19 protein-coding genes are annotated in these 20445 nt (G+C 72.1%); 3 read left to right on the forward strand and 16 right to left on the reverse strand.

The genetic code is table 11. The annotated features are described in order from the left end of the window. Positions 1-81 precede the first annotated feature (81 nt). Together ACQPY0_RS45415 and pyrR are read right to left on the reverse strand one after the other, a co-directional pair. Positions 82-996 (reverse strand): aspartate carbamoyltransferase catalytic subunit, encoded by a 915-nt coding sequence (locus tag ACQPY0_RS45415; RefSeq protein WP_432975488.1) that lies wholly within the window; start codon positions 994-996, stop codon positions 82-84. Then, positions 993-1577, reverse strand: a complete 585-nt coding sequence (gene pyrR / locus ACQPY0_RS45420; protein WP_432975491.1) for a bifunctional pyr operon transcriptional regulator/uracil phosphoribosyltransferase PyrR — start codon at positions 1575-1577, stop codon at positions 993-995. The genes ACQPY0_RS45415 and pyrR overlap by 4 nt, the downstream gene beginning before the upstream one ends. A 191-nt stretch (positions 1578-1768) precedes the next feature. On the opposite strand from pyrR, the gene bldD reads away from it, so the two are divergent. Continuing rightward, positions 1769-2257, forward strand: coding sequence for a transcriptional regulator BldD (gene bldD, locus ACQPY0_RS45425; protein WP_432975494.1), 489 nt, complete (start codon positions 1769-1771; stop codon positions 2255-2257). Between the two features lie 68 nt (positions 2258-2325). Here bldD and nusB read toward each other — a convergent pair whose 3' ends face one another. Both nusB and efp read right to left on the reverse strand, forming a co-directional pair. Next, positions 2326-2733 carry a transcription antitermination factor NusB gene (nusB, locus tag ACQPY0_RS45430; RefSeq protein ID WP_432995635.1) on the reverse strand — a complete coding sequence of 136 codons (408 nt, stop codon included), beginning with the start codon at positions 2731-2733 and terminating at the stop codon, positions 2326-2328. Between the two features lie 50 nt (positions 2734-2783). Further along, positions 2784-3341 carry an elongation factor P gene (gene efp, locus ACQPY0_RS45435; RefSeq protein ID WP_432975497.1) on the reverse strand — a complete coding sequence of 186 codons (558 nt, stop codon included), beginning with the start codon at positions 3339-3341 and terminating at the stop codon, positions 2784-2786. A gap of 189 nt (positions 3342-3530) precedes the next feature. Here efp and mptB point away from each other — a divergent pair, with 189 nt between their 5' ends. Next, a complete protein-coding gene (mptB, locus tag ACQPY0_RS45440) occupies positions 3531-4910 on the forward strand; it encodes a polyprenol phosphomannose-dependent alpha 1,6 mannosyltransferase MptB (RefSeq protein WP_432975500.1) in 1380 nt (459 codons plus the stop codon). A gap of 862 nt (positions 4911-5772) precedes the next feature. Here the strand turns inward: mptB and aroB are convergent. The 11 genes from aroB to ACQPY0_RS45495 all read right to left on the reverse strand — a co-directional run bounded on the left by aroB (position 5773) and on the right by ACQPY0_RS45495 (position 17824). Further along, the gene (gene aroB, locus ACQPY0_RS45445) at positions 5773-6831 is read right to left on the reverse strand and encodes a 3-dehydroquinate synthase (RefSeq protein ID WP_432975503.1); all 1059 of its coding nucleotides are present in this window, start codon (positions 6829-6831) and stop codon (positions 5773-5775) included. After that, on the reverse strand, positions 6828-7325 hold the full coding sequence (locus ACQPY0_RS45450; protein WP_432975506.1) for a shikimate kinase: 498 nt from the start codon (positions 7323-7325) through the stop codon (positions 6828-6830). Before ACQPY0_RS45450 ends, aroB begins: the two co-directional genes overlap by 4 nt. Next, the gene (gene aroC, locus ACQPY0_RS45455) at positions 7322-8500 is read right to left on the reverse strand and encodes a chorismate synthase (protein ID WP_432975509.1); all 1179 of its coding nucleotides are present in this window, start codon (positions 8498-8500) and stop codon (positions 7322-7324) included. Before aroC ends, ACQPY0_RS45450 begins: the two co-directional genes overlap by 4 nt. A 55-nt stretch (positions 8501-8555) precedes the next feature. Further along, positions 8556-9341, reverse strand: a complete 786-nt coding sequence (locus ACQPY0_RS45460) for a shikimate dehydrogenase (protein WP_432995637.1) — start codon at positions 9339-9341, stop codon at positions 8556-8558. Positions 9342-9354: 13 nt separating this feature from the next. Then, on the reverse strand, positions 9355-10545 hold the full coding sequence (mltG, locus tag ACQPY0_RS45465) for an endolytic transglycosylase MltG (protein WP_432975512.1): 1191 nt from the start codon (positions 10543-10545) through the stop codon (positions 9355-9357). 22 nt (positions 10546-10567) lie between these two features. Beyond that, complete coding sequence (ruvX, locus tag ACQPY0_RS45470) at positions 10568-11035, reverse strand: Holliday junction resolvase RuvX (RefSeq protein WP_432975515.1); 468 nt, start codon at positions 11033-11035, stop codon at positions 10568-10570. A 1223-nt stretch (positions 11036-12258) separates the two neighbouring features. Then, complete coding sequence (gene alaS / locus ACQPY0_RS45475; protein ID WP_432975518.1) at positions 12259-14919, reverse strand: alanine--tRNA ligase; 2661 nt, start codon at positions 14917-14919, stop codon at positions 12259-12261. After that, on the reverse strand, positions 14916-15182 hold the full coding sequence (locus tag ACQPY0_RS45480; RefSeq protein WP_432975521.1) for a hypothetical protein: 267 nt from the start codon (positions 15180-15182) through the stop codon (positions 14916-14918). The genes alaS and ACQPY0_RS45480 overlap by 4 nt, the downstream gene beginning before the upstream one ends. 72 nt (positions 15183-15254) lie before the next feature. Continuing rightward, positions 15255-15701, reverse strand: coding sequence for a DUF948 domain-containing protein (locus tag ACQPY0_RS45485; RefSeq protein ID WP_432995639.1), 447 nt, complete (start codon positions 15699-15701; stop codon positions 15255-15257). A gap of 435 nt (positions 15702-16136) precedes the next feature. Beyond that, positions 16137-16859 carry a hypothetical protein gene (locus ACQPY0_RS45490; RefSeq protein ID WP_432975524.1) on the reverse strand — a complete coding sequence of 241 codons (723 nt, stop codon included), beginning with the start codon at positions 16857-16859 and terminating at the stop codon, positions 16137-16139. Then, positions 16856-17824 (reverse strand): hypothetical protein, encoded by a 969-nt coding sequence (locus ACQPY0_RS45495; RefSeq protein ID WP_432975527.1) that lies wholly within the window; start codon positions 17822-17824, stop codon positions 16856-16858. Before ACQPY0_RS45495 ends, ACQPY0_RS45490 begins: the two co-directional genes overlap by 4 nt. Positions 17825-18123: 299 nt before the next feature. Between ACQPY0_RS45495 and ACQPY0_RS45500 the strand changes: the two genes are divergently transcribed. After that, the gene (locus tag ACQPY0_RS45500; protein WP_432975530.1) at positions 18124-18843 is read left to right on the forward strand and encodes a hypothetical protein; all 720 of its coding nucleotides are present in this window, start codon (positions 18124-18126) and stop codon (positions 18841-18843) included. A gap of 229 nt (positions 18844-19072) precedes the next feature. Here the strand turns inward: ACQPY0_RS45500 and ACQPY0_RS45505 are convergent, their stop codons facing one another. After that, positions 19073-20410 (reverse strand): replication-associated recombination protein A, encoded by a 1338-nt coding sequence (locus ACQPY0_RS45505; protein ID WP_432975533.1) that lies wholly within the window; start codon positions 20408-20410, stop codon positions 19073-19075. Between the last annotated feature and the right edge of the window lie 35 nt (positions 20411-20445).

Consider the following 20445-nt stretch of genomic DNA (forward strand, 5'->3'; position numbering starts at 1 on the left):
CTGGTCGTGGACTGCGGGGCTCGCAAGCTCGCTCCTCGCTCACGAACTGCGGGGCCGGCCGGCTCGCTGCTTGCTGCTCGCTCACGGCTTGCCTCCCAGCAGCAGGTAGAGGACCGCCATGCGCACGGAGACGCCGTTGGCGACCTGTTCGACGATCGTGGAGCGGGCGGAGTCGGCCACCTCGGGGGCGATCTCCATGCCGCGGTTCATCGGGCCGGGGTGCATGACGATCGCGTGCTGGGGCAGGCGGCGCATGCGCGGGACGTCGAAGCCGTAGCGCCGGGAGTACTCGCGCTCGGAGGGGAAGTACGCCTGGTTCATCCGCTCCCGCTGGACCCGCAGCATCATCACCACGTCGGTGCCGGGAACCACCGCGTCGAGGTCGTAGCAGGTGTCGGCCGGCCACGCCTCGACGCCGACCGGCAGCAGGGTCGGCGGCGCGACGAGCGTCACCTTCGCCCCGAGCGTGTGCAGCAGCTGCACGTTGGAGCGGGCGACCCGCGAGTGCAGCACGTCGCCGACGATCGTCACGTTGAGCCCGGCGAGGCGGCCCAGGCGGCTGCGCATGGTGTACGCGTCCAGCAGCGCCTGCGTCGGGTGCTCGTGGGTGCCGTCGCCGGCGTTGACCACGCTGCCGTCGACCCAGTTGGCGAGCCGGTGCGGGGCGCCGCTGGCCGGGTGCCGGATGACGACGGCGTCGGCCCCCATCGCCTGCAGGGTGAGCGCCGTGTCCTTGAGACTTTCACCCTTGGAGACGCTGGAGCCCTTCGCCGAGAAGTTGATGACGTCGGCGGACAGACGCTTGGCGGCGGCCTCGAACGAGATCCGCGTGCGGGTCGAGTCCTCGTAGAAGAGGTTGACGACGGTCCGGCCGCGAAGGGTCGGCAGCTTCTTGACCTCGCGTGCGGCGAGGCTCGCCATCTCCCCGGCGGTGTCGAGCACCAGGGTGGCGGTGGGCGCGTCGAGGTCGGCCACGCTGAGCAGGTGCTTGATCACGCCCGCTCCCCCTTTCCGCTCGATCCTCTGCTCTTGATCCGGACCGCGTCCTCGCCGTCGATCTCGGCCGTCAGCACCCGCACGCTCTCGTCGATCGAGGTCGGGATGTTCTTGCCCACGTAGTCGGCCCGGATCGGCAGCTCGCGGTGGCCCCGGTCGACCAGGACGGCCAGCTGGACGGCGCGCGGCCGGCCCAGGTCCTTGAGCGCGTCCAGCGCGGCCCGCACGGTCCGGCCGGAGAACAGCACGTCGTCGACGAGGATGACCCGGCGCCCGTCGAGGCCGCCGGGAGGAATCTCGGTGTGACCCACGGCACGGGTCTTCTGCAGGCGCAGATCGTCCCGATAGAGCGTGATGTCCAACACACCCACCGGGACGTCGAATCCCTCGAAAGCCGCGATCCGGGCGGCCAGGCGGCGGGCCAGAGGCACACCGCGCGTAGGTACGCCCAGCAGCACCGTTTCGGCCGCGCCGGACGTCTTTTCCAGGATCTGGTGGGCAATCCGGTCCACCACACGGGCGAAATCCGCCGCCGTTAGGATGGTTTTGCCCAGCTCAGTGCCGGTTGTCGGGGACGACAAAACCGGACCTCCTTCCCCGCCTCACCGGACGGGTCGTTAAAGGACGTCGAACGCCGACTACCCTAACAACCGTCCTGACCAGGGCAACGGAAGGGTCTCGACCACTTGACCGCGCGTCGTGAGCCAGTTACGGTCACGCTCCGTAGCGATCGCTGGGGAAACCCCTCAGGCCAGTGACTGGGAGTGTCCGTATGCCGTCTGAGTACGCCAAGTCTCTTGGTGCTCGCCTGCGTTCCATCCGACAGCAGCAGGGGCTGTCTCTGCAGGGTGTCGAGGAGAAGTCGGCCGGGCGCTGGAAGGCCGTCGTCGTCGGGTCGTATGAGCGTGGCGACCGTGCCGTCACCGTTTCTCGCCTGGCCGAGCTGGCCGAGTTCTACCGCGTGCCCGTCGCCGAGCTGCTGCCCGAAGGCAGTGGCGTGCGCCACGAGCCCACCAACAAGATCGTCCTCGACCTGGAGCGGCTCTACGACGCCGGCGCCGAGGACCTCGCCTACGTCGCCCGTTACGCCCGCGCCATCCAGCAGCAGCGCGGCGACTACAACGGCCGCGTGCTGTCGATCCGGGCCGACGACCTGCGCGCCCTGGCGATCGTCTACGACGCCTCGCCGTCGGGCCTGGTCGAGAAGCTCAACGAGCACGGCGTGCTGGTCACCGACCCGCGGAGCCTGTTCCAGAGCTGATCGGGTTCTTGAAAAGGGGCCGCGCCCGCCGGCGTGGCCCCTTTCACGTTCTCGGGCGAGGCTTCGGATCAGGTCGCGTAGTCGGCGATGCGGCCGAGGATGCCGTTGAGGAAGCGCGGCGAGTCGTCGGTGGACAGCGTCTCGGCCAGCTCCACCGCCTCGGTGATCGCCACCGGGTTGTCGATCTCGTCGTTGTACAGCAGCTCGTAGACGGCGATGCGGGCCAGGTTGCGGTCCACCACCGGCATCCGCTCCAGCGTCCAGCCCTCGGCGTAGCTCGACAGCAGCTCGTCGATGCGCGCCGCGTGGTCCTCGACGCCCTCGACCAGGCGGACCGTGTACGGCAGGTAGCCGGGGCGGGGCTCCTCCAGGTTGGCCACGTAGGCGGCCAGCACCGACCCGCGCGGCTCCCCGCGCAGGTCGGCCTGGTAGAGCACGTCCAGGGCCCGCTTGCGCGCCTTGCGCCGCGCCGTCATCTGGGCGGTGACGTCCCCGCCCAGGAATGAGCTTCCGGAAGCGGAGTTGGTCACGCCCGGCCCAGGTAACGGCTGTCGCGGGTGTCGACCTTGATCTTCTCGCCGGTCGAGATGAACAGCGGAACGTTGACCGTGGCGCCGGTCTCCACCGTGGCCGGCTTGGTGCCGCCGGTCGAGCGGTCGCCCTGCAGGCCCGGCTCGGTGTAGGTGACCTCGAGGATCACCGAGGTCGGCAGCTCGACGTAGAGCGGGGCGTCCTCGTGCGTGGCCACGATCACCTCGGCCTCGGGGAGCATGAACTTGCTCGCCTCGCCGACCGTGCCGCCGGGGACCGTGATCTGGTCATACGTGTCCAGGTCCATGAACACGTAGTCCTCGCCGTCGGCGTAGAGGTACTGCATCGTGCGCTTGTCGACCGTGGCGGTGTCGACCTTGGTCCCGGCGTTGAACGTGCGGTCGACCACCTTGCCGGAGAGCACGTTCTTGAGGGTGGTCCGCACGAACGCGCCGCCCTTGCCCGGCTTGACATGCTGGAACTCAACGACGGTCCACAGGTCGCCGTCGAGGTTGAGCACCAGGCCGTTCTTCAGGTCGTTCGTGGATGCCATGTGATTTAACGTCGCTTTCGTCGCGGCCGGCCCGCAGACCGGGAAGAGTTGGTCCCGACGGTTGGCGGGAAAAGGCCCGGAGAAGTGTACCGGGAAAGCAGAAATGGCCCGAAGCAGTGTACCGGGCCGTGGGGTCCGTGTTCATCTTGCCGTATCCATCGAGACACCTGACTCTGCCAGCGTGCCGGGGTGGGAAGACCGGACCTCCTCAACCGTACCCTGGGCCTTGCCGGTTCCGTCGCGATCGCGGTGGGCGGGATGGCCGCCGGGGCGCTTCCCGATCCCGAGCGCGACCCGTTCGCTCACTGGCCGGTGATCCGCGAGCTGCGCTCCCTCCCACTCGTGGCGATCGCGTGCACGTATGTCGGCCTGGCGCTGCTGTGCGGTGCCTGGCTGCGGCTGCGCGGCACACTGGACGAGCAGCGCCCGTCCGACCTGGTCCGCACGTTCCTGTGCTGGGCGGCGCCGCTGGTGCTCGTGCCGCCGATGTTCAGCCAGGACGTGTACAGCTACCTCGCCCAGGGCGCGATGGTGCACGAGGGGCTCGACGCGTACAAGTTCGGCCCGTCCCTGCTCGGCGGCCGCTTCGCCGCCGACGTCCCCGCGATCTGGCAGAACACCCCGGCCCCCTACGGCCCGCTGTTCCTGCGCGGCGCCGCCGCCGTGGTCAACATCACCAGTAACCATGTGGTCGTCGGCGTCCTCGCCTTCCGCGCGATCGCCCTGATCGGCGTGGCCCTCATCGTGCTGTGCCTGCCCGGCATCGCGGCGCGCTTCGGCGTGCCCGTCCAGCGGGCCCTGTGGTTCGGCGCCCTGAACCCGCTGCTCCTGCTGCACCTCGTCGCCGGCATGCACAACGACGCCCTGATGGTCGGCCTGATGACCGCGGGCATCTACGCCGCGGTCCGCCGCCACCCGGCGATCGGCGCGGCCCTCATCAGCGCGGCCGCCCTGATCAAGGCCCCAGCCGCCCTGGCCCTGCTCACGGTCCTGGTCCTCTGCCCGCGTGCCTGGCTGCGCACCGGCCTGGCGGCGGCCACCTCGGCCCTGGGCCTGCAACTCGCGTCCGGCCTCGGCACGGGCTGGATCGGCGCGATGCGCACCCCGACCTCGGTGCGCAACGGCCTGTCGTTCAGCACCGACCTGGGCATGCTGCTGGGCGCGGTGGGCTGGCCGGAGCCGATGCAGATCATCCGCACGACGGTGGCGGTGGCCGGCTGCCTGCTGGCCGGCTGGGCCCTGCTGCGCGCGCCGAACCCGGTCGCGGGGCTGGGCCTGGCGCTGAGCTCGATCATCCTGCTCGGCCCCGTCGTGCACCCTTGGTACCTGCTGTGGGCCTTCGTCCCCCTGGCGGCGGGCCTGCGCCGGGTCCCGTCGCCGGCGGTGTGGGGTTCGGTGGGGCTGTCGCTGTTCCTGCTGCCCACGGGAGCGCCGGGCTACCCGGCGGCGGTGGTCGCGGCGTCGGTGGGCACGGTCGCCGGCCTGCTCTACCTGCGGATGCGCCCCCCGGTCCCGACCCTGACCCCAGCCCCGACCTCAGCTCCAGCGCCAGCGCCAGCCCCGTCATAGCCGGCCGCACCCCAGCACACCAATCCGCCACGTTCCCAGGCAACCCGCTGCGTCGGCGTCTTGGCGCTCGGACCCGCCGCGACGCGGGTGCGCGGCAACCGGAGCGGCGTATGCGGGGCGGAAGCGGTAGGCCTCGGCGTTCCTGTTCCGGCTCCGCGCCGCGCAAGGATCTCGGCGGCGCGGGTGCGGCACCAGGCCGGGATCCGCATCCGGCGGGCTCAGCCTCAGCGGCGAGCAGGTCACCCCGGCCGAACGCTCGTTCCGCGACGACGGGCGCTGGACGAGCCGCGTCCGTCGGCGATCGCGGTCATGCCCGCAGTCCACTCCTCGCAGGCGCGCCGGCCGCCGTCGTGAACTCCGTCGCCGCCCAGGGGGTGCACAAGATGCGGCCGTCGGCGATCGCAGCCATGCCCGCAATCCACCCCTCGCAGGCGCGCCGGCCGCCGTCGTGAACTCCGTCGCCGCCCAAGGGTGCACAAGATGCGGCCGTCGGCGATCGCAGCCATGCCCGCAATCCACCCCTCGCAGGCGCGCCGGCCGCCGTCGTGAACTCCGTCGCCGCGGGGGTGCACGAGATGCGGGCACCCCCTGGGCGGCGGCGCGCCCGTGGGAGGCGAGCAGGAGCAGCAGGAGCAGCGCGGCGCCGACGAATCGCGCCGACTTCGCCGCCCTCCAGACGGCGCCCGCCAGGGCCGACGGCGACGAGCCCCCGCCCGGGCGGGTCAAGGTCGTGCGGCTGCGTGTCGGCCGAGGCGAGCAGCCTGCGCCTCTTCGCCGGGCGCCCCATGGCGCACTCGCTCCCACCGACGAGAAAGTCCGGCCAGCCAGTGGCTCGCCGGACTTTTCGGGATTTGTCCGGTTCTTAGCGGGCCACCGTGCGGTAGGCCTGCTGGAGCAGTCCGTCCGGTGGGCCCTCCAGCGTGCCGGGGGCGGCCAGGCCGTCGAGGACCACGAAGCGCAGCATCGCGCCGCGGGCCTTCTTGTCCACGCGCATCGCCGCGTGCAGGTCCGGCCAGGCGTCGGCCGGATACGCGACCGGGAGGCCCAGACGCTGCAGGATCGCGCGGTGGCGGTCTGCGGTCACGTCGTCCAGGCGGCCGGACAGGCGGCCCAGTTCGGCGGCGTAGACCAGGCCGACGCTGATGGCGTGGCCGTGCTTCCAGCGGTACTGCTCGCGCCGCTCGATCGCGTGGCCCAGTGTGTGGCCGTAGTTGAGGATCTCGCGCAGGCCGCTCTCGCGCAGGTCCTCGGAGACGACCCGCGCCTTCACCGCCACCGAGCGCTCGACCAACTCTGCCAGCACCGCGCCCGCCGGGTCCAGGGCCGCGGCGGGGTCGGCCTCGATGAGGTCCAGGATGGCCGGGTCGGCGATGAAGCCGCACTTGACGACCTCGGCCAGGCCGGCGAGCAGGTCGTCCGGGGACAGGGTGTCCAGGGCGGCCAGGTCGCACAGGACGCCGACCGGCGGGTAGAAGGCGCCGACCAGGTTCTTGCCCGCGGCGGTGTTCACGCCCGTCTTGCCGCCCACCGCGGCGTCGACCATGCCCAGCAGGCTCGTCGGCACGGTCACCAGGCGCACGCCCCGCAGCCAGCACGCGGCCACGAAGCCGGCCAGGTCGGTCACCGCGCCGCCGCCGACGCCGACCACGGCGTCGGAGCGGGTGAATGCGGCCTCGCCGAGGGCGTCCCAGCAGCGGGCGGCGACGGCGATGTCCTTGCCGGCCTCGGCGTCGGGGACCTCGATGGGCAGCACCCGGGCGCCGCCCGCGGTCAGGGCCGCCTCGATCCGGGCCGCGTGCTCGCGGACCGGGCCGGCGAAGATCACCGCGACCTGGTTCGCACCCTTGACGAGGTCGGCGACGTCCGCGCTCGCCCCTCGCCCGATTTGTACGGAATATCCGGAAACGTCGACGAATTTCATACCTGCCCCGCCAGGTACTCGGCGATCTCCTCCGGCGTGCGGCCGTCCGTCACCACGGTCACGCTCGCCACCTCCTCGTAGAGCGGGCGGCGCTGGTCGAGCAGGTGCTTGAGGGTCGCCCGCGGGTTGATCGCCAGCAGCGGGCGCCCCGCCCCGAGGCCGACCCGGGACACCGCGTCGGCGAACTCGACCGACAGGTACACCACGGTGTGGCCGACCAGGGCCTTGCGCGTCTCCTCGGACAGGACCGCGCCGCCGCCGAGGGCCAGCACGCCGTCGAACTCCCGCAGCGCCGTGGCGATCGCGGCGCGCTCCAGGGCCCGGAAGTGCTCCTCGCCCTCGTCGAAGAAGATCTCCGGGATCGGCTTGCCGGCGCTCGCCTCGATGTCGGCGTCGACGTCGCGGAACTCGACGCCGAGGCGTTCGGCGAGCAGGCCGCCGACGGTGGACTTGCCAGCGCCGGGGGCGCCCACGAGCACCGCGCGAGGGCTCATCGGATCACCAGGTTGTCGAGGTAGCCGGCGAGGTTGCGGCGGATCTCCGGCACCGAGTCCCCGCCGAACTTCTCCAGCGCCGCCTCGGCCAGGACCAGGGCGACCATCGCCTCCGCCACCACCGCGGCGGCCGGGACCGCACAGACGTCCGAGCGCTGGTTGATGGCCGTGGCCGGCTCGCCGGTGGCGACGTCGACGGTCTGCAGGGCCCGGTTGAGCGAGGAGATCGGCTTCATCGCCGCCCGGACGCGCAGGGGCTCGCCGGTGGTGATGCCGCCCTCCAGGCCGCCGGCGCGGTCGGTGACGCGGCGGACGCCCTCGGGGGTGTTGATGATCTCGTCGTGGGCCACGGAGCCGCGGGAGCGCGCCTGGGTGAAGGCGTCGCCGATCTCCACGCCCTTGATGGCCTGGATCGACATCAGGGCGGTGGCCAGCCGAGCGTCGAGCTTGCGGTCCCACTGCACGTGGCTGCCCAGGCCCGGGGGCACGCCGTACGCCAGGACCTCCACGATCCCGCCCAGCGTGTCGGCGTCCTTCTTGGCCGCGTCGACCTCCTCGACCATCCGCGCGCTCGCCTCCGGGTCGAGGCAGCGCAGCGGATCGGCGTCGATGCGCTCGAAGTCGTCGGGGGTCGGCAGCAGGCCCGCCTTCGCGGCGACCGAGCCGAGCTCGATGACGTGCGAGACGATCTCGATGCCGAGGGCCTGGCGCAGCATGGCCTTGGCGACGGTGCCCACGGCGACGCGGGCGGCGGTCTCGCGGGCGCTGGCGCGCTCGAGGATCGGGCGGGCGTCCGTGTGCCCGTACTTCTGCATGCCCGCCAGGTCGGCGTGGCCGGGCCGGGGCCGGGTCAGCGGGGCGTTGCGGGCCTGGGCGGCCAGCATGCCCGGGTCCACCGGGTCGGCGGCCATGACCGTCTCCCACTTGGGCCACTCGCTGTTGCCGACCTGGATCGCCACCGGGCTGCCGAGCGTGCGCCCGTGCCGGAGGCCGCCGATGAACTCGACGACGTCCTGCTCGAAGCTCATCCGGGCGCCGCGGCCGTAGCCGAGGCGTCGACGGGCCAGCTCAGCCGCCACGGACGCGCTCGTGAGCTCCACCCCGGCGGGCACGCCCTCCAGGATCGCCACGAGCGCCGGGCCATGGGATTCCCCAGCAGTCAACCAGCGCAGCACCCCGCCAGTCTGTCACGACGCCCTCGCCCGAGCCCGGTCCGGGGCCGCCCGCATCTCACCCTCTGGTGTGCAGCGCCTCGCGCATCGCCGCGACGGGTGCCTTGACCCCGGTGAACAGCTCGAACTGATCGACCGCCTGCCACAGCAGCAGGTCGAGGCCGGAGACGATCCGACAGCCGGCATCCTGCGCGGCGGCGGCCAGCGGCGTCGGCCAGGGGTCGTAGATCGCGTCGAACACGACCGGCCGGGCCGAGAAGTCCGCCACGGCCAGGTGGTCGGCGGCGCCCTTCGGCACAGTCGAGATCACCACGGGCGCGCTCGCCGCCTCGGCCGCCGCGGACCACGGGGCCGCGGTGAGCTCCACGTCGAGGGCCTCGGCGACCGGGCGCAGTTCCTCGGCCGCCTCGGGCCGGCGGGTGTAGACGGTGACGTCCGCGGCCAGGCTGGCGGCCGCGGCGATCGCGGCGCGGGCGGTGCCGCCCGCGCCGAGCAGGGCCAGCCGCGGCGTGCGAGTGACGCCGGCCTCCAGCAGGGCGCGGACCATGCCGGGGGCATCGGTGTTGTACGCGTGCCAGCCGTACTGCCGGCGCACGAGCGTGTTCGCCGCGCCGATCGCCGCCGCGAACGGGTCGACGAGGTCGGCGACCGTCAGCGCCACCTCCTTGAGCGGCATGGTCAGCGACAGCCCCGCCCACTGCGGCCCGAGCCCGGCGACCAGCCCCGCGAGGTCGTTCTCGTCGCATTCGATCGCACTGTACGACCAGTCGCTCAGGCCGGCCGCCGCGTATCCGGCGTTGTGGATCGCCGGTGAGCGCGAGTGGCCCACCGGCTTGCCGAGCACGGCGGCACGCACGCTACTTCACGCCGTTCTTCTGCGCCTGCGTCCAGAGGTTCTGAAACTCCGGATACGTCTTGGCGTAGGCCGTGTTGCCCTGGGTGTCGATGGCGAGGAAGTAGTAGTAGTCGCTCTTCGGCGGGTTGGTGGCCGCGGTCAGGGCGCTGGTGCCCGGGTTGCTGATCGGGCCGCGGGGCATCCCGGGGAAGTCGTGGGTGTTGTACGGGTTGTTCTTGTTGTGGATCTCGGAGTTGAGCAGCTCCGTGGAGGGCTTGGCGCCCTTGTTGGTGATGCGCAGGAAGTAGTTGACCGTGCTGTCGACCTGCAGGCAGTTGCAGGGGAACTTGTTGCTGTAGACGCGGTTGTACAGCACCCGCACGATCCCGGGCTGGTCCTTGTCGAGGCCCTCGACCTGCGCGATCGAGGACGCGACCAGGGCCTCGTAGGGCGAGATGTGCAGGGCGCTCTGCACGGTGTCGATGAAACCGATCTTGTCGATCTCCTGGTTGAACCGCGCCACGATGATCTTCAGGATGGCGGTCGCGTCGACGTTCGGCGGGAGGTCGTAGGTCGCCGGGAACAGGAAGCCCTCGATGCCGGGGTCGCGGGGCTTGTTGTCCTGGCGGGTGTACCAGACCTCACCGACGCCGAGCGCCTTCGGGTCCTTGGCGGCGTTCTCGAAGTCCGCGTAGGGGATCTTCGTGACCTGGGACAGCTTCGTGAACGTGTCCTGCCAGGTCAGGCCCTCGGGTAGGGTGACCTTGTTGACGGCGCGGCTGCGCGGGTCGAGCATCAGCGACAGCGCGGCGGAGGCCTTCATCTGCTTACGAAGGTTGTAGAAGCCCGCCTGGAGCTTCCGGCTGCGCTCGTCGCTCTTCGCCGCCTCGACGAACGCCTTGGCGCTCTTGACGACGTCCTTCTGGACCAGGGTGTTGCCGATGTCCGCGGCGAGCTGGCCCTGGATGACCTCGACCGTCACCTCGCCGGTGCCTCCGCCGTTGTAGTCGGGGGCGCTGAACATGTCCTTGACCTTGTCGATGCCGATATACGCACCGAAGGCCAGGCCGCCGACGACCAGCAGGCTGATGAAGAAGGCGAGGAAGGTCTTTCCACCGCGGCCCTTCTTGCGTTTCCGGGCCGGCCCGGAGGCGGCGCGGCGCCGGTGACGCGGCCGCTGCTCATCCTCCCACGCCAGATCCAGCTCGTTCATCTGCACTCTGCCTCCTGGGCGCTCAGCCACGAACTGCTCCGGCACGTCTGGCGTCGAGCCAACCCTGCAGGATCTCCACCGCGGCCGCTTGATCGACGACCGCGCGCTGGCGTCTGCCTCGGACGCCGCGCTCCGACAGCCTACGTGTTGCCGCCGCCGTGGACATCCTCTCGTCCGCCAGCACGACGGGCACCGGAGCGGCCAGCTCGGCCAGACGGTCCGCGTATTGCCTGATCAGAGTGGCCGCCGGACCCTCCTTGCCGGCCAGGTTGATCGGCAACCCGACGACGATCTCCACTGCCTCGTATTCGGCGGCGTAACGGAGAATCTCCGAAATGTCGGACGGCACCGCGTCCGGCTTCGGCTGCTGGTCACGGGCGACGGTGGCGACCGGGCTGGCGAGAATGCCGTCCGGATCGCAAGCGGCCACGCCCACCCGCACCGAGCCCACGTCGATGCCGAGGCGCCGTCCCCGCGTCCACTGCTCCACACGCGCACGATAACCGCTTTCGGCATCCTGGTGCGCTCACCCCCGCTCCCCCGGTCCGGCACCCGGGGTCGGCGCGCCGGGTCGTCCAGGCCCGTGCATCGATTGGCCCGCTGGGGTTTTCCGCCCCGTGTGCGCCCCGTCACCGTCAGACACGCCGATTGCCCTCCGTGTCACCTGCTCGGGCGACCTATCCGAAATTTCGGGTGTGGGCGAAGATGCGGAGGGTGCGGTTTCAGCGAAGGCCGGCAACGGAATCGGCATGTCGCGGGCTGTGAACGAGCCTGCGCGCACCGGGACCGCCGGCAACGCGAGACGCGACGCAAGACACGGGACGCTGGAGGCGACGTACGGCCAAACGCGAGATACAGCGGCGCGAGACAGGACACAAGGCACGAGACACGAAGGCCCGAACACGAGACGCGGCACGAGAAGCGAGACACAGCAGCACGAGACGCGACGCAGGACATGAGACGCGAGATACAGCGGCGCGAGACAGGACGCAAGACACGAGACACGAAGGCCCGAACAGGAGAACGCGGCACGAGACGCGAGACGCAGCGGCACGAGACGCGACGCAAGGCACGAGACGCGAGAGGCGACGTACGGCCAAACGCCAGACGCGGCACAAGACACGGTGGCACAAAGGCGCGAGACGCGACGCAAAGGCACGAGACCCGAGAGGCAACTTACGGCCAAACGCCAGACGCGGCGCAAGACACGGCGGCACAACGGCACGAGACACGGCGCAGGACACGAGACAACGAAGGCCCGAACACGAGACGCGGCACGAGAAGCGAGACACAGCGGCGCGAGACAACGACGCAAGGCACGAGACGCGAGCGGCGGCGTACGGCCAGACGCCAGACGCGGCACAAGACACGGCGGCACAACGGCACGAGACGCGACGCAAAGGCACGAGACCCGAGAGGCGGCGTAAGCCGGAACGCAGGACGCGGCGCGAGACGCGGCGGCGCGAGACAACGACGCAAGGCACGCGACGGGCGACGCACGACAGGGCGCAGGCCACGAGACCCTTGATGCGACACGAGACTTGGCACTACACCCGGGACTTCGCCGGGGGTCTTGGCCACGCGGGCCTGGCAGGGCCAGGGCCAGCGGAGCTGGGCCCCGGCCCGGTGTCTCGCGGGAGGAGCGGTCTGTAAGTGAGGCGGCCCGAGTCAAGGGGACCTTGACCCGGGCCGGCCGTTACGGACGCGTTTCTCTTACAGGGCCTTCTCCACCGCGGCCAGGAGGTTCGCCGCCTCGGTGGCGGGGACGCCGCCGCCCTGGGCGAGGTCCGCGTTGCCGCCGCCGCGGCCCGACAGGGCGCCCTTGACCAGGGCGCCCGCGGCCAGGCCGCGTGACTTGCCCGCCGCGTTGACCGCGACCACCAGTGACGCCTTGCCGCCCGCGCGGGACGTCACGGCGACCACCGCGGGGCGGTCGGCCGGGATGCGGCCGCGGATCTCCTGGACCAGTGTGCGCACCTCGTTGGCCGACGTGCCCTCCGGGGCCTCGGTGCCCACGAACGCCACGCCGCGCACGTCGCGGGCGCCCTCGGCCAGGGCGCCGGCGCCGGCCAGGACGACCTGGGTGCGCAGCTTCTCCAGCTCGCGCTCGGCGTCGCGCAGCTGGGCCACGGTCTGCTCCACGCGGTCGGCGACCTGGTCGCCGGGGACGCGGAAGAGCTCGGCCAGCCGGGAGACCAGCAGGTGCTCGCGGGCCAGGTGGCTGAACGCGTCCAGGCCGACCAAGGCCTCGACGCGGCGCACGCCCGAGCCGACGGACGCCTCGGAGAGGATCTTCACCAGGCCGAGCTGCGAGGAGCGCTCCACGTGGGTGCCGCCGCACAGCTCGCGGGCGTAGTCGCCGACCTCGACGACGCGGACCTCGTCGCCGTACTTCTCGCCGAACAGCGCCATGGCGCCGATCTTGCGCGCCTCCTCCTGCGTGGTGACGAACGCGTTCACCAGCAGGTCACGCAGGAGCACCTCGTTGACCTGCTGCTCCACGTCGTGCAGCACGCTCGCCGGGACCGCCGACGGGGTGTTGAAGTCGAAGCGCAGCCGGCCCGGGGCGTTGAGCGAGCCCGCCTGGGTCGCCGACTCGCCGAGGAAGTTGCGCATCGTCTGGTGGATAAGGTGGGTCGCGGTGTGGGCGCGCGAGACCGCGCGGCGACGGTCTACGTCGATCTCGGCGAACGCGGTGTCGCCGGGGTGGACCTCGCCGGCCACGACCCGGGCCCGGTGGACGATCAGGCCGGGCAGCGGCGACTGCACGTCGAGCACCTCGACCCGGCCGCCGCCGAGCGTGATGAAGCCCGAGTCGGCGAGCTGGCCGCCGCTCTCGGCGTAGAACGGCGTCGCGTCGAGGACGATCGAGACCTCCTCGCCCTCGCCGGCGGCCTTGGCGCCGAGCAGCGAACGCACCCGGGACTCGCGGGAGACCTCGCGGTAGCCGGTGAACTCGACCGCGCCGCCCTCCTCCAGCGCCGCCCGGTACACCGACAGGTCGGCGTGGCCGGTCTTGCGGGCCTTCGCGTCGGCCTTGGCGTTGGCCTTCTGCTCGGCCATGAGCCGGCGGAAGCCGTCCTCGTCGACCCGCAGGCCCTGCTCCGCGGCGATCTCCAGGGTGAGGTCGATCGGGAAGCCGTACGTGTCGTGCAGCTGGAACGCCTTGTCCCCGGCCAGCAGCGTGCCACCCTTGGCCTTGGTCTCGGTCACCGCCAGGTCGAGGATCGTGGTGCCGGCGCTGAGCGTGGCCAGGAAGCGCTCCTCCTCGCCGTACGCGTACTGCGAGATCCGGTCGTACTCGGAGGCGACCTCCGGGTAGGACGGGGCCATGCAGTCGCGGGCGATCGGCAGCAGCAGCGGCAGCGCCGGGCCCTCGGCCCAGCCCAGCAGGCGCATCGAGCGGATGGCGCGGCGCAGGATCCGGCGCAGCACGTAGCCGCGGCCCTCGTTGGAGGGGATCACGCCGTCGGAGATGACCATCAGCGCGGTGCGCACGTGGTCGGCGATGACCCGCAGGCGTACGTCATCGGGGTGCGACTCGGCCGCGATGTGCGAGACGTTCTGGCCGTAGCGCTTGCCGGTCAGCTCCGCGGCCTTGGCCAGGATCGGGGCGACCTCGTCGATCTCGTACAGGTTGTCGACGCCCTGCAGCATGGAGGCGATCCGCTCCAGGCCCATGCCGGTGTCGATATTCTTGTCGGGCAGGTCACCGACGATGTCGAAGATCTCCTTCGACTTCACGTTGGCGATCTCGTGCTGCATGAAGACGAGGTTCCAGTACTCCAGGTAGCGGTCCTCGTCCACCTCCGGGCCGCCCGGCTTGCCGTAGGCGTCGCCGCGGTCGTAGTACAGCTCCGAACACGGGCCGGCCGGGCCCGGGATGCCCATCGACCAGAAGTTGTCCTTCTTGCCGCGGCGCACGATCCGCTCGGCGGGCAGTCCGGTACGCTTCCAGATGTCGATGGCCTCGTCGTCGTCGAGGTACACGGTGGCCCAGATACGCTCCGGGTCCAGCCCGAAGCCGCCGTCCTCGGCCGCCTTCGTGGACAGCTCCCAGGCCAGCTTGATGGCGCCTTCCTTGAAGTAGTCGCCGAAGCTGAAGTTGCCGTTCATCTGGAAGAACGTGCCGTGCCGGCTGGTCTTGCCGACCTCGTCGATGTCGGGGGTGCGGATGCACTTCTGCACACTGGTCGCGCGCGGATACGGCGGGGTGCGCTGCCCCAGGAAGAACGGCACGAACTGGACCATGCCGGCGTTGATGAACAGCAGGTTGGGGTCGTCGACCGCCGGCAGCGGGGCGGAGGGCACCACCGTGTGGCCCGCCCCCTCGAAGTGGGCCAGGAAACGTCGCTTGATCTCGGCGGTTCTCATCCGTGCTGCCGGCCTTCCGGGTATAGATCCTCGTCCAGGGTCAGACCATCGGTGAACGCGGCGTGGATCTCGGCCTCGCGCTCAGCCATCCCGTCACGCACGTCGTCGACGAAGTTGCGCACACCGGCGGCGACGCCCATGGCGGAGTCGCGCGCCGACGCCGCGATGCCCTGCGGGGTGAAGACCTGGGCCTTCTTGGCGACCGCCCGGACCACCAGTGCCCCGACCGCGAGTCCGATTCCGAGCCACAGCAGACGCCGCATGGCTCAACCCTTCCCTCTATCTTTTGGTTGGTACTTTTCTTTTAGTTGTACTTCGTGTGTCTGGCTATGTGCTCAGCCGCGCTTGCGGCGCAGCTTGATCTGCTCGCGAACCTCGGCCTCGTCGGCCTCGCGCCGGCGGTTGGCGGCGGCCTTGCGCACGCCGTACCCGAACGCGGCCACCTTCACGAGCGGGTTGGCCGCGGCCGCGCTGACCACTGTGGACAGGTTCGCAACGTTGGCGCTGACGTGCGACACGTTTTCGGTGATGGTGTCGATCCGTGCGAGTTGCATGTTGACCCCGTCGAGCGTGGTGTGCACCTGCGTCAGCGCGGTGTTGACGTTGTCGATCGTGCTGTTGACCCGCTCAAGCATGGGCGTGGTCTGATTGGCGGCGTCCCGCAGGGCCCCGGTGGCCGCGTCGATCGTGTGCCGCACACGCAGAATCGGCACGGCGAGCACCAGGACGAGCACGAAGAACCCACCCGACGCCACCAGCGCCGCGATACCGCCCAGGGACACGGTCACGCCGTTCCTCCTTCACCCGCATTGAGGTTCACCCGTGTGGAAGCGCATTTCCAACGGACGAACCCTACCCTCCGTGATGCATCGCCGCGCTTCGACCGGCCGCTCCACACGCTTTTCGACCTGCGGCGGCCGGCTTTACCGCACCTCCGCGCCCTCCACCCGCCGATCCGCACCCGTCTCCGGCGACCGCAGCCCCGCTCGCCGGGAGCGAAGCAGATCGGTCCCGTCCCCCATCTCATCGCTGCCACCGCCCGCCGGACGAGAACGTCCTTGTCGGGCCCGACCCCGGCCACACGACACCGCTCCCACCGCCAGCCAGCCGACCACGCCCCACCGCTCCCACCACCAGCGAGCCGACACGGGACCGCTACCAGGCCGGATCGCGCCGCTTACAAGCCGGGCCGCGCCGCCCACCGGTTGGGCCGGGCGTCAGGGGCCGGGCTGGCCGCCGCCGCCCGGGTCGTAGCTGATCCGGTTGAAGACCTTGATCGTCGTGACCGCGAGGGGGCAGATCGCCGTCGGGGCCGGGCCCGGGTCGCCCTCGCCCGGCGGTGAGTCGGACGACGCCGCGGACGGGGCCTTCGACGGGGGCTTGGCGGTCGGCGACTTGCCGGACGGGGCGGGCGCGGGGCTGACCGTCGGGCGGGCGCCCTTCACGTCGCAGACGGCGGCGCGTACCCACAGGTCGAGCACGTACTCGTCGCGCTGCCAGCACGTCTCCATGCCGTCGACGCCCTCGGCCTGGCAGTCGGGGATGTTCCACTCGACCCAGCCCGCGTTGCGCAGCTTGCCGACGAACGCGCGGTTGGTCTCCTCAGGGCTGCGGGCCGACTCCCACGTACGCTGCCGCGACCGGCACTCGCGAATGCACCACCGGCTGCCGACCGCCCCGTCGGTCGGATTCTGCGCGGCCCACTCGGGCAGGTCCAGCTCGTCGAGCTCGACGAAGACGGGATCCTTGGACAGTTCCCGGATCACGAAGAACGCCGCCGGCGCGCTGACCACGGCCAGCACGACAAAAATAATCGTGGCGAACCGCAGCTGCCGTACCCGCTTCGCCTGCGCCTGCCGCAGCAGCCCGAACGGCGCGATCTGCGTGGTCGACTCCCAGTCGAACGCCATCGGCGAGCTGGCCGTGCCCCGGTACGTCACCGGGTTGGGATCGAACCGCGCCAGGTCGACGAACGGCTTCGGCGCCGGCCCGTCCCCGGCCGGGCGCCCGCTTCCGTACGGCCCGCCTCGCCCCGGCCCATGAGGACCACCGGCCCCGCCCGCGCCGGGCCCACCGGACCGCCCACCGGGCCGCCCAGCCTCGCCAGGGCCACCGGGCCCACCAGCCGCCCGCGCGCCGGGCCGACCGACCCGGCCAGACCCGCCAGGCCCCTCAGGTCCACCAGCAGCCCGCATACCAGACTCACCAGCGCGGCCAGACCCCTCAGGTCCACCAGCGGCTCGCATGCCGGGCCCACCGGACCGGCCGGGCCCGTCAGCTCCACTGGCAGTTCGCATACCAGACCCGCCAGGCCCGTCAGGTCCACCGGTCGACCGCGCGCCAGGTCCGCCGGGGCCACTCGGATCGCCCGGCCCGGCCGGGCCACTACCGCCGCGGCTACCGGGCCCACCGGCCTCAACGGGTCCACCGCTGCCGCGACCGCCAGGACCTCCGGCACCACCGGGCCCATCGGCGGGACGGGTCGTCGCACGACCGCCACGAAGCGCAGCAGTCGAGGATTCGCCGCCACGCGCATCGCCCGTACGCGGATCCGGGACCCGCGGGTCGCCCCCGCGAGCACTGCCACCGCGACCCTCACCGCCCCGGAAGTCCCCGCTGCGCGGATCACCACCGCGAACGCCACCACCGCGAGGATCGCCACCGCGGACAACGCCACCGCGCGGGTCTCCGCCACGGACATCGCCACTGCGGGGATCGCCACCGCGGACATCGCCATCACGCGGATCTCCGCCACGGACATCGCCACCGCGGGGATCGCCACCGCGCGGGTCTCCGCCGCGGACGTCAGCGCCGCGGGCCGGGCCGCCTCGGCGGTCACCATCGCGGACCGGGGCGCCGCGCTGGTCGCCGCCGCGAATGTCACTGCTGTGCGGATCAGTGCCACGCGGATCCGGTTCCCGAGGGTCGGGCGTCTGTCCGGTGCGGAACGCGGCGGGCTCGGCCGGCTCGGCCGCGCGGCGACGGCGGCGGCCGCCACCCGGGCCGCCGTCCCCGGGGCCACCGCCCCCAGGCATGCCGCCGCCAGGACCACCGCCGCCCGAAACGCCAGGGCCGCCGGGGACGGAGGCGCGCCCGCCGGTGGGAGGTGGCGCCTCGCCGGTGCGGGGTTCGGGCAGTGAGTGGGCCGTCCGCTGCCCGCCGGTGGGTGGCTCCGGCACGACATCGGCCGCACGCCGGCGGCCCGTGATCTCCGAGATGGCGTCGCTGGCCGCGGCCGAGGCCTCCCAGGCCGCCGTGAACTCGTCATGCGCCGCCCGCTGGGCCCGCAAACGCGGGTCGCCCTCCCCCGGGGCCCGCCCAGAGGCGGAACGCGACCCGGACGGCGACTCACGCCACGCCTCCGCATCACCAGCCCCGGCACGCCCCGACGCCGAACGCGAACCCGACGGCGACTCACGCCACGCCTCCGCATCACCAGCCGCAGCACGCCCCGACGCCGGACGCGAACCCGACGGCGACTCACGCCACGGCTCGGCGTCACCGGAGGCTGGGCGGGAGCCGGGCGGGGGCTCGGAGCGGGCGCCCGGTGCGGCGTCGCGCCGGGGTTCGGCCGGGCGGGCCGTGCCGCGGGGCACGCGCCAGGCCTGGGTCGGCTCCGGCGCGACGGGGGTCGCCGGGGCGGCGGCGGGCTGCTCGCCGGACTCGCGGAGCACGTCGCGCGGCGGGCGCCACGTCGGCATGGCCTCCGCGGGTGGGCCGACCGGCGGCTTCGCGGCCGGCGGGGACTCGTTGCGCGGCACGCGCCAGGCCTGCGTGGGCTCGGCCGCCCCGCGGGGTGCGGACGACCCGGGCGCGATCGGGCCGGGCTCGGGGGCGCCGGAGCGTGACGGGGAGGAGGAGCGGGCCGGGGAGGAGGAGCGTGAGCCGGACGGGCCCGCGTCGCCGAAGCCGGGGCCGGCGTAGCGGGAGACCACCGGGCCCGAGACCACCGGGCCGGCGTCGCCACGGGACTGGGGTGGCACCTGATCGAGGACGTCCGCGGGCGCGGGAGAGCCGCCCAGGGCGGCGAGGTCATCCGGGTCGTTGCCCGCGCTGCGTAGCTCCGCGAGCCAGCCGAGTTCCTCCTCGCCGCTCGGGCCTTGCTGGGCCTTGCCGCGGCCGCGCCGCTTCCTGGCCTCGTCCCGACCCGATGTCACCGGTGCCGCTCCTCCGCCATGTTGGTCGATTCCGGAGCGTCACCGGCCCCGGTTCCACGCACGATACGCCGCAGTTTCGGCAATCGTTCCGCCACTGCGCGCTCTGCGCCATGGCCCGTCGGGCGGTAGTACTCCTTGTCGCGGATCCCCTCCGGCGCGTACTGCTGCTGGACCACGCCCCGGGGGTCATCGTGTGGGTATTTGTACCCCTTTCCGTGCCCCACCGAGCTTGCCCCCTTATAGTGCGCGTCGCGTAAATGCGCGGGTACTCCACCGCCGTGCCCGGCGCGCACGTCGGCCATCGCCGCGCCGATCGCGGCGACCACCGCGTTGGACTTCGGGGCCAGGGCCAGGTGGATCACGGCCTGGGCGAGGACGATCTGGACCTCCGGCAGCCCGACGTACTCGACCGCGTGCGCGGCCGCCGTCGCGATCGGCAGCGCCGTGGGGTCGGCCATGCCGATGTCCTCGCTGGCGGAGATGACCATGCGGCGGGCGATGAACCTGGCGTCCTCCCCCGCGGTGATCATGCGGGCCAGGTAGTGCAGGGCGGCGTCCACGTCGGAGCCGCGGATGCTCTTGATGAACGCGCTCACCACGTCGTAGTGCTCGTCGCCGTCCTTGTCGTAACGCAGTGCGGCGACGTCGACGGCCTTCTCCGCGGTGGCCAGGTCGATGCTCGGCATCTCCTGCGCGATCGCGGCACCCGCGGCCGCCTCAAGAGCGGTGAGCGCCTTTCGTACGTCGCCGGCGGCAAGACGTACGAGATGAGCTTCCGCGTCCTCGTCCAGCGTCACGGCGCCGTCCAGGCCGCGGGAGTCGGCGACGGCCCGCCGCAGCAGCGCGCGCACGTCGTCGTCGGTGAGCGGCTGGAGGGTCAGCAGCACGCAGCGCGACAGCAGCGGGGAGATGACCGAGAAGTACGGGTTCTCCGTCGTGGCGGCCAGCAGCGTCACGGTGCGGTCCTCGACGGCGGCCAGCAGCGAGTCCTGCTGGGTCTTGCTGAAGCGGTGAACCTCGTCGATGAACAGAACGGTCGGCGGGCCGCCGCGGCGGCGCTCCTTGCGGGCGGTGTCGATGACCGCGCGCACGTCCTTCACGCCGGCGGACAGGGCCGAGAGCGCCACGAAGCGCCGGTCGGTGGCGCCGGCGACCAGGTGGGCGATGGTGGTCTTGCCGGAGCCGGGCGGGCCCCACAGGATGACCGACATCGGCGAGGCGCCGCCGACGAGCTGGCGCAGGGGCGCGCCCGGGGCCAGCAGGTGCTGCTGGCCGACCAGCTCGTCGAGGCTGACGGGGCGCATCCGCACCGCGAGCGGCGCGTCCGCTGTCACGTCGGTGAAACCACCGGTGACGGCGGGGCCCTGTG

It is taken from the genome of Dactylosporangium sp. CA-233914 (genome assembly GCF_050942935.1).
Lineage (GTDB): Bacteria > Actinomycetota > Actinomycetes > Mycobacteriales > Micromonosporaceae > Dactylosporangium.

Excerpts from the sequence above, each read along its gene's own strand:
- efp (WP_432975497.1), bottom strand. The coding sequence starts at position 3,341 with ATGGCATCCACGAACGACCTGAAGAACGGCCTGGTGCTCAACCTCGAC.
- bldD (WP_432975494.1), top strand. The coding sequence starts at position 1,769 with ATGCCGTCTGAGTACGCCAAGTCTCTTGGTGCTCGCCTGCGTTCCATC.
- alaS (WP_432975518.1), bottom strand. The coding sequence starts at position 14,919 with ATGAGAACCGCCGAGATCAAGCGACGTTTCCTGGCCCACTTCGAGGGG.
- ACQPY0_RS45480 (WP_432975521.1), bottom strand. The coding sequence starts at position 15,182 with ATGCGGCGTCTGCTGTGGCTCGGAATCGGACTCGCGGTCGGGGCACTG.
- nusB (WP_432995635.1), bottom strand. The coding sequence starts at position 2,733 with ATGACGGCGCGGCGCAAGGCGCGCAAGCGGGCCCTGGACGTGCTCTAC.
- aroB (WP_432975503.1), bottom strand. The coding sequence starts at position 6,831 with ATGAAATTCGTCGACGTTTCCGGATATTCCGTACAAATCGGGCGAGGG.
- mltG (WP_432975512.1), bottom strand. The coding sequence starts at position 10,545 with ATGAACGAGCTGGATCTGGCGTGGGAGGATGAGCAGCGGCCGCGTCAC.
- ACQPY0_RS45450 (WP_432975506.1), bottom strand. The coding sequence starts at position 7,325 with ATGAGCCCTCGCGCGGTGCTCGTGGGCGCCCCCGGCGCTGGCAAGTCC.